This window comes from Xanthobacter sp. (genome assembly GCF_041911315.1).
GTDB classification, from domain to species: Bacteria; Pseudomonadota; Alphaproteobacteria; order Rhizobiales; family Xanthobacteraceae; genus Xanthobacter; species Xanthobacter aminoxidans.
On record NZ_JAYRPE010000044.1, the window covers coordinates 1 to 14,507 of the forward strand.

At 70.0% G+C, this 14,507-nt stretch carries 12 protein-coding genes; 3 read left to right on the forward strand and 9 right to left on the reverse strand.

From position 1 onward, the window contains the following. The 7 genes from ACE3QW_RS13640 to ACE3QW_RS13670 form a co-directional block, all read right to left on the reverse strand. A partial coding sequence (locus tag ACE3QW_RS13640; protein ID WP_374251867.1) for a xanthine dehydrogenase family protein molybdopterin-binding subunit occupies positions 1–2,464 on the reverse strand: 2,464 nt, incomplete at its 3' end. Between the two features lie 202 nt (positions 2,465–2,666). Continuing rightward, entirely contained in the window at positions 2,667–3,506 is an 840-nt protein-coding gene (locus tag ACE3QW_RS13645) for an AraC family transcriptional regulator (protein ID WP_374251868.1), read from the reverse strand. A gap of 17 nt (positions 3,507–3,523) precedes the next feature. Continuing rightward, positions 3,524–4,294, reverse strand: coding sequence for an ABC transporter permease (locus ACE3QW_RS13650; protein WP_374251869.1), 771 nt, complete (start codon positions 4,292–4,294; stop codon positions 3,524–3,526). Continuing rightward, on the reverse strand, positions 4,294–5,130 hold the full coding sequence (locus ACE3QW_RS13655) for an ABC transporter ATP-binding protein (RefSeq protein WP_374251870.1): 837 nt from the start codon (positions 5,128–5,130) through the stop codon (positions 4,294–4,296). The genes ACE3QW_RS13650 and ACE3QW_RS13655 overlap by 1 nt, the downstream gene beginning before the upstream one ends. Before the next feature lie 66 nt (positions 5,131–5,196). Next, on the reverse strand, positions 5,197–6,237 hold the full coding sequence (locus tag ACE3QW_RS13660) for an ABC transporter substrate-binding protein (protein ID WP_374251871.1): 1,041 nt from the start codon (positions 6,235–6,237) through the stop codon (positions 5,197–5,199). Positions 6,238–6,336: 99 nt separating this feature from the next. Beyond that, entirely contained in the window at positions 6,337–7,770 is a 1,434-nt protein-coding gene (locus ACE3QW_RS13665; RefSeq protein WP_374251872.1) for a UbiD family decarboxylase, read from the reverse strand. 35 nt (positions 7,771–7,805) lie between these two features. Further along, complete coding sequence (locus ACE3QW_RS13670; RefSeq protein ID WP_374251873.1) at positions 7,806–8,426, reverse strand: UbiX family flavin prenyltransferase; 621 nt, start codon at positions 8,424–8,426, stop codon at positions 7,806–7,808. A gap of 264 nt (positions 8,427–8,690) precedes the next feature. On the opposite strand from ACE3QW_RS13670, the gene ACE3QW_RS13675 reads away from it, so the two are divergent. Both ACE3QW_RS13675 and ACE3QW_RS13680 read left to right on the forward strand, forming a co-directional pair. Further along, positions 8,691–9,680: a LysR family transcriptional regulator gene (locus ACE3QW_RS13675; protein ID WP_374251874.1), complete on the forward strand. Its 990-nt coding sequence runs from the start codon at positions 8,691–8,693 to the stop codon at positions 9,678–9,680. Positions 9,681–9,758: 78 nt separating this feature from the next. Continuing rightward, positions 9,759–11,027, forward strand: a complete 1,269-nt coding sequence (locus ACE3QW_RS13680; protein WP_374251875.1) for an alpha-hydroxy acid oxidase — start codon at positions 9,759–9,761, stop codon at positions 11,025–11,027. Between the two features lie 52 nt (positions 11,028–11,079). Here ACE3QW_RS13680 and ACE3QW_RS13685 read toward each other — a convergent pair whose 3' ends face one another. Beyond that, entirely contained in the window at positions 11,080–11,583 is a 504-nt protein-coding gene (locus ACE3QW_RS13685; protein WP_374251876.1) for a TIGR02444 family protein, read from the reverse strand. A gap of 118 nt (positions 11,584–11,701) precedes the next feature. On the opposite strand from ACE3QW_RS13685, the gene ACE3QW_RS13690 reads away from it, so the two are divergent. Next, entirely contained in the window at positions 11,702–12,430 is a 729-nt protein-coding gene (locus ACE3QW_RS13690; protein WP_374251877.1) for an alpha/beta fold hydrolase, read from the forward strand. A gap of 4 nt (positions 12,431–12,434) precedes the next feature. Here ACE3QW_RS13690 and ACE3QW_RS13695 read toward each other — a convergent pair. Next, the coding region (locus ACE3QW_RS13695) for an exonuclease domain-containing protein (RefSeq protein ID WP_374251878.1) at positions 12,435–14,507 on the reverse strand (2,073 nt) is incomplete at its 5' end.

Here is a 14,507-nt window from a genome sequence, read left to right on the forward strand (position 1 = left end):
CGGAGGGTGCTGGCGCGGGCGCAGCACGGGCGCCCGCCGGAGCCGGCGGCTCCGCGCCGTGGATCAGCGCCGCGATGGCGGAGGGCGCCAGCGGCAGGCGCACATCCGTGATGCCCAGCGCATCCGCCACCGCGTTGGCGAGGCAGGCGGGGGTGGACATGCAATTGCCTTCGCCCACGCCCTTGGCGCCCAGCGGCGTGAAGGGGGAGGGGGTCTGCGTATGGACGATGACCGGCTCGGGCACCTCCATGGCGGTGGGCACGAGGTAATCGGCGAAGGTGCCGGTCAGGAAGCTGCCGTCGTCCCCGTAGGCGTATTCTTCCAGCAGCGCGGCGCCGAGGGCATGGGCGAAGCCGCCGCGGATCTGCCCGTCCACCATGCCGGGGTGGAGGATGGTGCCGCAGTCGTGCGCGGTCACGTAGCGATCGATGCGGATGGCGCCCGTGTCGCGGTCGATCTCGATGCCGCAATAATCGAAGATGAAGCCGTGGCAGAGGGAGGAATTGATGTGGTCGCCCGCGTCCGCCGCGGTGAGTTCCGGCGGCGTCCAGAACACCGTTTCGCGGATGGTGGGCGCCACCCCGTCCGGCAGTTGCGCCGGCGACCAGTGGGAGAGCGCGGCGACGCGGGAGAAGGGCACCGCATTGGCCGGATTGGAACGCGCGGCGATCTTGCCGCCGGCGAACATCACGTCCTCCGCCGGCACGTTCAATTGCGCGGCGGCGACGCGGCCGAGGCGTTCAGCGATGCGGTCCGCCGCCAGTTTCGCAGCCCCCGCCACGGCGGCGGCGAAGCGGCTGGCATAATTGCCGGAGGCGATGGACCAGGCGTCCTTGGCCGTGTCCATTTCCGCATTCACGCGGATGTCGGAAGGCTTCAGCCCCAGCACGTCCGCCACCACCTGCGAGAGCACGGTGCGGTGGCCCTGGCCCTGCGGCACGGAGGCGACGTGGACCGTGACCGAGCCCACGGGATCAATGGCGATGGTGGCGGTGGCCTGCGCGCCGTTCTTCGGCCCCGCCTTCTGGCGCTCGGCCGGGGTCAGGACGGTGGCGATATAGCCCATGTTGGAGACCGAGGGCTCCACCACGGCGGCATAGCCGATGCCGTAGATGCGCCCCGCGGCGCGCGCCTCGTCGCGCCGCGCCAGAAGCCCTTGGAGGTCGCCGGCCGCAAGGCTCGCCTCCAGCGTCTTCTGGTAGTCGCCGGAATCCAGCAGCGCGCCGGAGGCGGTGCGATAGGGGAAGGCGTCCGCCGGCACGAGGTTGCGGCGGATCACCTCCAGAGGATCGAGCCCCAGCTCCACCGCGATGCGCTGCACCAGCCGTTCGAGGGCGAGATAGACCTGCGGGCCGCCGAAGCCCCGGTTCAGGCCGGTGGGGCACTTGTTGGTCACCACCACGCGGTTGCGGACCGTGAGATTGCGGATGTCGTAAGCGCCGGTGAGGTTGCCGTGCATCCGGTAGAGCGTCGCCGGCTCGGGTGCGCGCAGATGGGCGCCGCAATCCTCCACCTGATCCCAGTCGAGGGCGGTGATGCGCCCGTCCGCCGTCACGGCGGCGGTCAGCGTGGTGGCGCGGTTGGTGGCCGAGACCGAGGCCATGAGGTGCTCGAGGCGGTCCTCGATCCACTTCACCGGCCGCCCGGATACCCGCGCCGCCACTGCGCCCAGCACGATGTAGGGGAAGATGCCCTGCTTGACGCCGAACGAACCGCCGCTGTCGCGCGGCGTGCGCAGGCGCAGGCGATTGCCCGGCACCTTCAGCGCCCGCGAGATCACCGCATGGATGGAGAAGGGGCCCTGGAAATTGGCGAGGACATCATAGGCGTCCTCGTGCGGGTCGTATTCGGCGACGAGGCCATAAGTCTCGATGGGTGTGCAGGAATTGCGGGGGAAGCGCACCGAGATGGCGATGCGGTGGTCTGCCTGCGCAAAGGCCGTCTCCGGGTCGCCATAGCGGAAGCTGCGGTCGGAGGCGATGTTGCGGGGGAAGCCGTCGTGCAGCAGCGGCGCGCCCTGGTCCATGGCGGCGAGCGGGTCCACCACGGCCGGGCGCATCTCGTAGGCGACCTCGATGAGGTCGAGGGCGTCCTCGGCCACATAGCGGTCCTGCGCGACCACGAGGGCCACCGGCTCGCCGACGAAGCGCACCCGGTCCACCGCCATGGGCCAGCATTCCACCGGCGCCTTCACCCCCACCACGAGGGAGGTGGTGAGCTGTGCCACGTCCGTGCCTGTGAGCACGGCGGTGACGCCGGGCAGCGCCTTCGCGGGGGAAGTGTCGATGGAAACGATGTCGGCATGGGCGTGGGGCGCCCGCAGGATCGCCATGTGGAGCGTGCCGGGCTTTGTGCCCAGATCATCCAGATAGCGGCCGCCGCCGGTGAGAAGGGCGGCATCCTCCACGCGCTCGATGGCGCGGCCGACCCATCCCCCCGCTCTGTCGTGCGGCGTCTCCAGCATCCCGGCGCTTCCCTTTTTGCCCCGCAGGTGCGGCGGCTTTGGTTGGCGGGAAGGTGCAGGGACAGGGCGGCGCGGACCATGCCGAGCCGTCTCAGCTTTTACCGAGGAGTCTCATTTGCCGTTGTGCGCTGCGGCGGGAGACTAGCCGGGCGTCGCGCTGCGAAATCGAGCGTCGGCGCGGGCTTTCCGCGATGCCCCGGCCTCACATTGCGATGCGGGAGATGGCGCGGAATTCGCTCGGCGTCACGCCGGTATGATCGCGGAAGAAGCGGGTGAAATGGGAGGGCGCGGCAAAGCCGAGGCGCTCGCCGATATGGGTGAAGCTGCCATCCTCGGCGGTCACGGCGGCCACCGCCGCCTCCACCCGCATGACGTTGAGATAGATGCGCGGCGGGACGTTGGTGGAGGCCTCGAACAGGCGGAAGAAGTGGGCGCGGGAGAGCCCCGCCTCCTTCGCGAGGGTCGACGTATCCACCTCCTCGGCGAGGTTGGCGCGCATGCCGTCCACGACGCGGCGGATGCGCCAGTCCATGCGGCGCTGGCCGTCCAATGCGCGGATGGAGAAGCTGCGCCAGGGGGTGAAGCGCTCCACCACGGCGATCATCAGGTCCGCCAGCAGCGCCTCGTGCACCGCCTTGGCATCGGGTTCGGCCATCATGGCGGCGGCAAGGTCGTGGGTGAGGCGGCGGATGCGCGGCGAGACCTCCCCGCCCGGCTGCGCGAAGAAGCCGGCGCCCCCCGAGGCGACCCAGCCGGGGCGGAAGGTCTTCAGCCACTCCGGCTCGATGTAGAGGGCGAGGATGATGGTCTTCGGCCGGTTGGGGTCATGCACATAGGCATGGGGCTCCCAGCCGTTCACCAGAACGCACGAACGGTCGGTGAGGGGAACGAGCCCCTCGCCGACCGCGAATTGCGTGTCCGCGCCCTCGACCTTGAGGAGGACGTGGCAGTGCGGATGCGCATGGCGCACCAGCGGGCGGTCCATGTCCAGAAGGGCGACCCGCCCGAAGGCCCCGTGCGCGATCCGGAGCGCGTTCGACATCCGGCCTCTTTCTAAGCTTAAGCTTTCGCCTTCCAGGGGATCAGCATCCGCTCGATCTCGTCGAGGATGACGGAGAAGACGAAGCCGAGCAGCGCAATAACCAACAGCCCCACATACATGGTGTCAACCGTCAGCACCTGCCAGGCGTTCCAGATCATGTAGCCGATGCCGTCGGAGGCGGCGACCATCTCCGAGATGGCGATGAGGATGAGGCCCATGCCCATGGCGAGCTTCACCCCGGCCATGATGGAGGGCAGCGCCCCCGGCAGCGCGATGGTGCGGAACACCTGCCAGCGGCTCGCGCGGTAGTTGTGGCCCACGTCCAGATAGATCTTGTCGATGTTGGCGACGCCCATCACCGTATTGATGAGGATGGGATAGAAGGCGCCCAGCGCCACCATCACCACCTTGGACATCTCGCCGAGGCCGAAGATGAGCAGCACGAGGGGCAGGATGGCGCTCTTCGGGATCGGGTAGGTGGCGGAGATCAGCGGGTCGATGGCCGCGCGCAGCGGCTTCGAGATGCCCATGGCGAGGCCGAGGAACAGCGCCGGCACGCCGCCGAGCAGCATGCCGAGGAAGAGGCGGCGCAGGCTCGCCACGAGGTTGGTCCACAATTCGCCCGAGGCGACGAGCGCGCCGAAGGTGTGAACGATGCTGGACGGCGGCGGGAAGAAACGGGCATCGATGAGCCCCATGCGCGCCGCCGCCTCCCACAGGCCGAGCAGCGCGAGGGGCGTGAGCAGCCCGATGAAGCGCTCGCCGATGAGGCCGGACTTCCTTGCCATCACTTGCCTCCCTCGGCAGTCATGCGGGCGCGCTGCACCTCGTCGCGCAGCTGCTCCCAGATGTGGAACACCAGGTCGCCGTAGGCGGGATCGTGGCGCAGCTCCAGCACGTTGCGGGGGCGGGCGAAGGGCACGTCGAGGATGGCCTTCTCGCGCCCCGGATTGGCGGTCATGATCATGATGCGGTCGCCCAGCGTCACCGCCTCGTCCACTGAATGGGTGATGAACACCACGGTCTTCTTGGTGGCTTCCCAGATGCGCAGCAATTCTTCATGCAGCAGCATCTTGTTCTGCTCGTCGAGGGCCGAGAACGGCTCGTCCATGAGCAGGATTTCCGGATCGTTGGCGAAGGCGCGCACGATGGAGACGCGCTGGCGCATGCCGCCGGAGAGCTGGTTGGGATAGCGGTCGCGAAAGCGGTAGAGGCCGATGCGCTCCAGCCAGAGCTTCACACTCTCCGCCACGTCCTTCTCGGCGACCCTGCGCATGCGCAGGCCATAGGCGGCATTGTCGTAGACGGTCATCCAGGGGAACAGGCTGTCGCCCTGGAAGATCATGGAATTCTCCGGCCGGCTCGGGTCCGTCCGGTTCAGCTTCATGGTGCCTTCGCTGATGCTTTCCAGCCCCGCGAGCATGCGCAGAAGGGTGGTCTTGCCGCAGCCGGAGGGGCCGACGATGACGAAGAACTGGCCCTGCGGGATGTCGAGGTCGATGCCGTCCACAGCCACGAAGCCGGACGAGCCGAAATACTTGCGCACGCCGCGCATGGAAATCTGCACCGGCGGCGCGGATGCCGCCGGGCTCGGCTTCACGTTCAACATGCTCACGACGGCCATCAATCTGTCCTCCGGATGCCGATGGGGCGAGCGCTGCGGGGGCGCCCCGCGCGCGCTGGTCGCGCGTCAGTTCTGGGCGGCCTTGTAGGGGCCGAGCGCCTTCAGGGTGGCGTCCGCGAACGAGGTGTCCACCACGTCCGAAACCTTGGCCGGGCGCTCCAGATAGCCGTTTTCGGTGAAGAACTTGAGGTCTTCCGCCATGCTCGCCATATCGACCCTGCCGTCGGGATCGATGCCGTTCGGGATCATGGTCTTGAACAGCTCGGCGTCCTTCAGGCCGGTGGTGCGCATGATGGTCTTGATGACCTCGTCCGCGCCCTGGCCGTCGAACTTTCCGCCCGCGGTGGCGTCGTTGAAGATGCGGGCCGATTTCACATAGGCGTTCATGAAGCGCTGGGCCACGTCGCGGCGCTTGGCGATGAAGTCGCCGCCATAGAGCAGCACGGCCACCTGCTGGTTGGGATAGCCGTCCACCACGAAGCGCACCGCGACGCCGTTGTTCACCGCCTGGGTCACGGACGGCTCGGTGCTGATGGCGGCGTCGATGGCGCCGGTGGTGAAGGCGGCGATCTGCTGGGGGTAGCCGATGTAAGTGTGGTTCACGTCCTTGTAGCCGAGGCCGGCCTTGGCGAGGAGATGCGCCATCTTGGCGTTGGTGGCCGCACCCGGTCCCACGGAGCCGACGCGCATGCCCTTGAGGTCGGCGATGGTCTTCACCTTGCCGCTGTCCACCAGCTCCTTGCGGACCATGAGCGGCATGTAGTCGTAATGGACCGGGGTGGAGCCCTTGTCGGCGACGACCTTGATGTTGATGCCGCGGGCGGCGGCATTGTAGAGCCCGGCGGAGGAGGCGCCCGCGCCCACGTCGATCTGGCCCGCGCCCAGCGGGGCGACCATCTTCGGCCCGGAATCGAAGGCGATCAGCTCCACGTCCAGCCCCTCGGCGGCGAAGATGCCGCGCTCGAGCCCGAGGTGGAACACCACGTCCGACACCACATTGTTGATGCCGACCTTCACCTTGTCGGCGGCCTGCGCGCTGCCGGCGGCGGCGAAGGCGACGGCAAAGGCTCCGGCGCAGAAGAGGCGGCGGGTTGTCGTCCTGAACATGGAAATCCTCCCGGTCGGGTGGCCGGTGCGCGGAGCGCCCGGCTTCTGTTGTGCGCGGTCGCGGCTCGGCCGCGCCGGCTTTGGATCAGGTCAGCCCGTTCAGGAGACCTGAGCGACGATGCGGGCGAAAGCGGCGTTGGGGTCCTTCACCAGCGCGTCGGCAAGGTCCACGCTCTCCTCGCCCTTCACGCGGATGCGGCGGAAGGCGAGGGGATCGTCGGAGAGCGGAGCGGTGGCGTCGAGGCCGAGCTTGGCGCCGATGCCACCTTCCTCGGTGGAGGGGTCGAGCTTGGAGCCAAGCGCGCCCGCCACCACCACCATGTCGCGGTCGGCCTGGAAGCGGGTCGCCACCGCCCACTCGATCTCGTCGGCGCTGGAGATGTCCACGTCCTTGTCCACCACCACGACCTGCTTCACGTCGTAATGGCCGCCGAAGGCGCACAGGATGATGTTCTTGGCCTCGCCCTCGCGCTCCTTGTCGATCTTGACGACGAGGTGATAGCGGCAGGTGCCGCCGCGGGTGAGGCGCACGTCCAGCACGTTCGGGAAGGACCGCTTGAGGTGCTGCAGCAGCGTCGCCTCGCGCGGCACGCCGCCCAGCACCAGATGCTCGAACGAGCCGCCGACGATGGTGTGGTAGATGGGGTGGCGGCGATGGGTCACAGCATCCACCTCGATCACCTCGCGGGCGGCGCGCGGGCCGTAATATTGCGGGAACTCGCCGAACGGGCCTTCCGGCTCGCGCACCTTGGGCAGGATGCGCCCTTCCACCACGATCTCGGCGGCTGCCGGCACGCGCACCGCATTGGTCCTGCACTTCACCACCTCGACCGGCCGGCCGAGCAGCGAACCGGCGATCTCCATCTCGTCTTCGTCCAGCGCGCAGATGGCCTGCGAGGCGAGGAGCAGCGCCGGGTGTGCGCCGATGACGATGGCGATCTCCAGCGCCGCGCCCGCCTCTTCCGCCATGCGGTAGTAGGCCAGTGTGTGGCGCGGCAGCAGCAGCACGCCGATGCGGTTCGGCCCGCTGATCTGGCAGCGGTGGATGGAGACGTTCTGCACCCCGGTGACGGGATTGCGCGCGATGAGCAGCCCGGCGGTGATGTAGGGGCCGCTGTCCAGCTCGTTGTGGGAGGGGATGGGGAGTTGCGCGAGGAGGTTGACCTCGTTGTGCACCACCTCCTGCACCGGGGCGGAGGTGACTTCCACGCACGGCGTCGGCTTCGCGGCGGCGGCGAGGAAGTGGGGCAGCAGTTGGTCCTCGCCGACACCGAGGGCATCCGCCACCCATGCGCGCTGGGTGAAGAGGTTCACCACGACAGGCATGTCGTGCGTCTTGCCGTCCGCGCCCACGGGATGGGGGAACAGCACGGCCTTGTCGCGCTCGGTGCGCTTGGCCACGGCGGCGAGGTTGTCGGCCAGCGGCAAATTCTCCCGCGCGACCGCCAGCCGGCCGCGCGCGGCGAGGTCGGCGAGCCAGGACCGCAGATCGGGGGGCGTCTGCGTGGCGGGACGGGGGCGGGGTTCCAACATGGTCTCAGGTTCCGCTGGTCGGGACGTCAGGGGGTTCAGCTGGCGGGCGCGATCTGGCGCAGGGGCGTCTTGCGGCGGCGCGGGCCGCTCTCCTCGCCCCAGCGGCGCACGGCGCCCACCTCGATGTCGAACAGGTCGAGCACGCGGCCCACCGTGTGGTCGATCATCTCTTCGAGGCTGGCGGGGCGGGAATAAAAGGCCGGCATGGGCGGGGAGATGATGGCGCCCATCTCCGAAACTTGCGTCATGGTGCGCAGGTGACCGGTGTGCAGCGGCGTCTCGCGCGCCATCAGCACCAGCCGGCGGCGCTCCTTCAGCACCACGTCGGCCGCGCGGCTGAGCAGGCTGGCGGTGACCCCGGACGCGATCTCGGACATGGAGCGCATGGAGCAGGGCGCCACCACCATGCCCAGCGTGCGGAACGAGCCGGAGGAGATAGCGGCGCCCATGTCGTCGTTGGAATGGCAGACGCTGGCGAGGGCCTTCACGTCCGCCACCTTGCGGTCGGTTTCGTGGGCCAGCGTGATCTCGGCGGTGCGCGACATGACGAGATGGGTCTCGATGCCGGCCGCGCGCAGCAGCTCCAGCATCCGCACGCCGTAGATCACGCCGGACGCGCCGGAGATGCCGACGACGAGACGCTTGTGATCCTGCATGGCATCTCCTCCGCGCGCTGCCGCCGCGTGTGTGGCTGAGGCCGGACGGGAGATGCGGAAAAGGCAAGGCACATCGTTCGGGCGCCATGCGCCCGTCCTTGCCGACGATCCCTCCCCGCCACGGGCCGTTCCGGCCTTCTGGGCGACGGCTCCGTGAGCCGGTTATCAGGTCATAGACAAAGGTAGTAATCACTGCAAATAATGAATGGTTATCGACGTTATCATTCATGCTGATTTCAAGCAGGGCCGCGAAGGACAGTCGCGATGGACCTCAGGCAGATGCAGTATTTCCTGTGCCTCGCGGAGACCGGCAACGTGACCCGCGCGGCCCGCCAGCTCAACATCGTGCAGCCGGCGCTGAGCATGCAGATCGCGAAGCTGGAAGCCGAATTCGGCAAGAAGCTGTTCGACCGCAGCGCCCACGGCGTTTCCACCACCCCGGCGGGGGAAGCGCTGGCACGGCTCATCTCGCCCATCGTGCGCGACGTGGAGCACGCCATGCAGGAGATGGCGCGGCTCGACGGGCGGGTGTCCGGCCGGGTGGTGGTGGGGCTCATCACCTCGGTGGCGCAGAGCACGCTGGCGAACTCCTCCGCCACCGTCGCCGCGCGCTATCCCGACGTGGAATTCTCCGCCTGCGAGGGCTACACCGAGACCATGATGGACTGGGTGACGACGGGCCAGCTCGACCTCGCCATCATCAACGTGCCGCGGCAGAAACGGGGGCTCGCCTCCCAGCACATCCTCGACGAGGAGATGGTGTTCGCCGTGCGCACGGATGCGCCCCTCAAGGTGCCGGACAACCTCGGCTTCGCCGATCTCGGCGGGCTCGATCTGGTGCTGCCCTCCAAGCGCCACGGCCTGCGGGCCATCCTCGAAGCACAGGCGGCGGAGGCGGGCATCGAGCTGAAGCCGCGCATCGAGATCGACACGCTCTCCGCCATCTGCGAGGTGGTGGCGACCACCGATCTTGCCACCGTGCTGCCCACCATCGCTTTGCATCAGGTGCTGGCGGCCGGACGGGTGCGCGGGCATCGCTTCGCCACCCCCCTCACGCGCTCCATCGCCATGGTGCACCACCCGCGCCGGGCCATCTCGGCGGCGGCCCATGCGGTGGTGGAGGTGATCCGGCAGGATCTGGTGGATGCCGCCAGCTCCGCCGCCACCTTTGTGCGCGCCGCGGCGCCGGTGTCGCCCACGCGGCGGCGGGGCCGGGGAAAGATCAGTCGCGCTGATTTCCCCGATAATCCGTAATTATTTGCGGTGATGGCGGCCGGCGCTCTACCACAGCGGGAACTAGACAAGACGAGGAAACGCCATGGGAGCCGTGCGATGACGGACCGCGCCATCAGCGGGCGCGCTTCTCAACCCGCCTCCGTTCCACCCGCCGCCGCAGCCTGGGGCGCCGGCTCCGGCACCAGCGCCGCTGCGCGGCTGAAGCAGCGGATGCCGACGCTCGACTATCTGGAGCGCGCCGCCCGCCGCCGCATCCCGCGTTTCGCCTGGGATTTCCTCGAAGGCGGCACCGGAGCCGATGTGGGCATCGCCGAGAACCGCACGGCGCTGGACGCCGTGAAGCTGGTGCCGCGCTATGGTGCGCCGGGACCGGTGGATACGAGCATCGATCTCTTCGGCACCCGCTACAGCGCGCCGATCGGCATCTCGCCGGTGGGCGTGGACGGGCTGGTGTGGCCGGGCGCCACGCAGCTCCTCGCCACAGCGGCGGCGAAGGCGCGCATTCCCTATGTGGTGGGCACGCTGGCCAGCGCCTCCATCGAGGAGGTGGCGGCGTTTGCCGGCGACTGCACCTGGTTCCAGCTCTATGGCCTGCCGGGACGGGACCATCTCGTCACCCTCGATCTGGTGCGCCGGGCCGAGGCGGCGGGCGCCCGCGCCCTCGTGGCGACGCTGGACGCGCCGGTGCGCTCCAAGCGCCCGCGGGACCTCAACAACGGCCTCGTCGTGCCCTTCCGCACCACGGCCCGCACCGTGCGCGACGTGGCCTTGGCCCTGCCGTGGGCGCTGGCGCTGGCGAAGGCCGGCACGCCGCAATTCGCCAACATGGTGCCCTATGTGGAAGCGCCCGCGACCTTGCCCAAGACCGCCGGCTTCGTGCAGAGCGAGATCAAGGGCACCTTTTCCTGGGAAGCGGTGAAGCGCCTGCGCGATGCCTGGCCGCGCGCGCTGGTGATGAAGGGCATCCTGCATCCCGCCGATGCGGAGAGGGCGATCTCCATCGGCGTGGACGGCATCCTCGTCTCCAACCATGGCGGCCGCCAGCTCGACGCCGCGCCCGCCGCCATCGACGTTCTGCCGGCCATCGCCGCAGTGGTAGGCAGCCGCGCCACCATCCTCTACGACAGCGGCATCCGCTCCGGCCTCGATGTGGCCCGCGCGCTGGCGCTGGGGGCCGCCAGCACCTTCTGCGGCCGCGCCTTCCTCATCGGCCTCGCCGGCATCGGCGATGGCGGCGCGGACTATGTGGCGGAACTGCTCACCGAGGAAGTGCAGGTGGCCATGGGCCAGCTCGGCGTGCGGGATCTCGCCGCGCTGAAGGGCGTGGAGCGGCGGCACGCGGGCGCCTTCGCATTCCGGCCGTGACGAGGGTGGTTGCGGCCTCATGAACCCCGGTCAGGGCTGCGCGCGCTGAGGCTCAGATCGCGGCTGCGATGGCGCGCACGGCGGCCTCTTCCTCATCCGTGAGCTGCCGGCCGGCGAAGGCCACCACCACCTGCGCCATGGCGGTGCAGGCGCGGGCTGCCGCATCCGTCTCAAGTGGCGCAGGCGGGCCAGCGGGGAGTGTGCCCAGCTCTTCCAGCTCGATGATCTCGGCGGCGATCTCGATCGCCTGCACCTGCGCGCGCAGCTTCGTCGTGCGGTCGTCCGGCGCGGGGCTGGGGCCGGTCTTCAGGCGGCGACGCACGGTGCGCAGGGCCTTCACCACCTCATTGTGCCAGTCCGCCACGAGTGCCCGCGCGGCGGTGATGTCGGCGGCACCCACCTCCTGCCGCAGCGCCGCCCCGCGCCAGGCGGCGAAGAGGAGGATGTTGACGTCGAGCCCGGTCGCTTCCTGCAGGGCGAGGCAGGCGGGCGGCACGCCTTCGCGGCCATAGAGGGCGAGGGCGAAGTCCTTCAGGGTGGGGGTCTCGTCCGCCATCGTCGCGCCCTTTCTCGTCTCCGACGAAGGCTTAAGGGAGGGGCGCTCCGGGTGCAATTCATCCGCATTGCCGCGCCGGGAGAAGGCTGCTTCACTCCGTCGAAACGGAGGCGCGCCCATGCCCGGAGACGAGATTTCGCCGAAGACCTTTGTGCTCGTCCACGGCGCATGGCACGGCGGCTGGTGCTGGCGAGAGGTGGCGGACCTCCTGCGCGGGCGCGGCCATCGCGTGTTCGCGCCGACCCTCACCGGCCTCGGCGAGCGGCGCCATCTCCTGAGCCCCGACATCAGCCTCGCCACCTTCGTCGCCGACGTGGCGGGCGTGATCGAGGCGGAGGAGCTGGACGACATCATCCTCGTGGGCCACAGCCATGGCGGCGCGGTGATCAGCGGCGTGGCGGACGCCATGCCGGAGCGTATCCGCGCGCTCGTCTATCTCGATGCCACCATCTTGCAGAATGGCGAGAGCGCCTTCGGCGTGCTGCCGGCGGAGGTGGTGGCGGAGCGGCGTCGCAAGGTGGCGGAGGCGGGCGGCATCGCCATGCCGGTGCCTGAAGTGACGGCCTTCGGCGTCCCCGCCGATCATCCCCGCGCGGACTGGGTGCGCCGCCGCCTCACGCCCCATCCGGTGGGCTCCTACGAGAGCCCGCTCGCGCTGGCCAACCCGGTCGGTAACGGGCGGCCCTCAACCTACATCTCCTGCACCGATCCGCTCTATCTGCCCATGGAGCCGGCGCGGGCCTATGCGCGGCAGGCGGGATGGACCTTCATCGAGATGCCCACCGGCCACGACGCCATGGTGCTGGAGCCGGAGGCGCTGGCGGGGCTGCTGGACGGGGTGGGGTGAGGCCTCAGTACTTCAGCTTCGCGTAATAGGACGTCGCCGCCGCAGCCCGCGCCTCGCCCAATGTGCGGATGCCGCGGGCGCGGAGCAGGGGCAGCAGTTTCAGGAAGATGTCCGCCGTCACCAGCGCATCGCCCAAAGCCGTGTGGCGGCCGGAGACGGTGACGCCGAGGCGGCCGGCGATGGCTTCCATGCTGTGGCTCTCCTCGCCGGGATGGGCGAGGCCGGCGAGGAGCAGGGTGTCCAGCACCGGCTGGTCGAAGGCGACGCCGCTCGCCTGCTCCTTCAGGGTCAGGAAGCGCATGTCGAAGGCCACGTTGTGCCCCACCAGCACCGTCTCCGCCGCGAAGGCGTGGAAGGCGGGCAGCACCCGCGCGATGGACGGCTTGCCCCGCACCATCTCGGGGCGGATGCCGTGCACCGCGATGCCCGCCTCGGGGATGGAGCGGCCGGGGTCCACCAATTGGTCGAAGCATTCGCTGGCGAGGATGCGTCCGTTGACGATGCGGGTGGCGCCGATCTGGAGGATCTCGTCGCCGCCGGCCGGGTCGAGGCCGGTGGTCTCGGTGTCGAACACCGTATAGGCGAGCTCGCTCAGAAGGCGATCGTCGCTGGCGTGGCTGCCAGCGCTGGCGGCGAAGAGGTCGAAGTCGAAATAGGCCGGCCGGCTCTCCGCTGGGGCCGCCGCCTCGGCATGGCCTTCCGAAGCCGCCGGCAGCAGGAAGCGGAAGCAGGCGCCGGAGCCGGAGCGCGCGCGCTCCAGCCAGAGTTCCCCGCCGTGGCGCTCCACCACGTCGCGGACGCACAGTTGCGAGGCTCCCATGGGCGCGCCCGGCCAGCCGGCGCCGCCGGCCGCCGCATGGGCATCGGCGAAGGCGAGATCGAGATGGACCCGCCCGCCGGCCGGGGCGAGGCGCAGCGCGAAGGCGGGATCGGCCCCGCCCTCGGCCTCCGCCACGCGGGCGGCGAGGAAGGCGAGGGCACCGATGAGGGCGAAGCTGTCCACGCTCAGCCAGATGTCGGCATCCACCGCATCGGTCGCAACGGCATGCCCGGTGTCGGCGGCGATGCGGCGGGCGGCGGCGGCGGCAAGGTCGGCGCCCAGCATGTCCTGCAGGGGCCAGCGGGCGCCGGTGTCGCTCGTGGCCTCGGCGGCGAGCGACAGGCGGGTGCCGAGGCCCGTCACCTCGTCGCGCACCACCGCCTGGAAGCGCTCGCGGTCGGGCGCGTCGAGGTCGGGATAGTCCAGCATGTCGAGGGCCGCCTGCATGGCGGCGAGCGAGGCGCGGGCGGATTCGTTGAGGTCGATGAGGGTGCGATCCTGCCGGGCGCGGGCCTCGTATTCGTCGGTGATGTCGTCGAGCAGCAGCACGAACCCCGTCACCGCGCCGCCCGCCTCGGCGCGCACGGGGGCGAGCAGAACGCGCACCAGATGGCCGAGCGGCGTGGTGGTGACGAAGCGGGCGGAGGGCCGCGCCTCGCCCCGCCCCATCAGTCGTTCCACCGTCTCGCGGGCATGGTCCATCAGCGCGCGGTCGATGACGGTGTGGATGGAGCGGCCGAGGCCGATGGGATCGGCACCGACGCCTTCCCCAGTTCCACCCGCGGCGCTGCCCGGCGCGCGGAACAGGCGGCGGAAGAGGGTGCGGGCGCGGGCGTTGTAAAGGAGGATACGGCCGTCGAGGTTCAGCACCACCACCGACTGCTCCAGCTCCGCCATCAGGGCGGCGAGCTGGTCGCGCTGGAAGGCGACGTCGCGGCTGGCCTCGGCGACGAGCCGGGCCATGTCGTCCTGAAGCGCGCGGCGCTGGCCGGCGAGGTCGTTCACCACCTCCGCCAGCGCCTTCAGGCCGGCCGGGCCGGTGGCGGGAACGTGAGGCGCGGCAGGATCGCCCGCCAGCACCCGCGCCGCATCGGCGAGGCGCCCGGGCGCTTCCGCATGGGCCACATAGAACCGCCGCGCCAGCAGACCGGCCCCGGCGGAGAACAGCACCCACCACAGCACCAGAACCATGCCATGGCTCTCGGCCACCGGGGCGAGGGTGCCGACAAGCGCGGTGCGCGCGGCGCCATCCAGCGC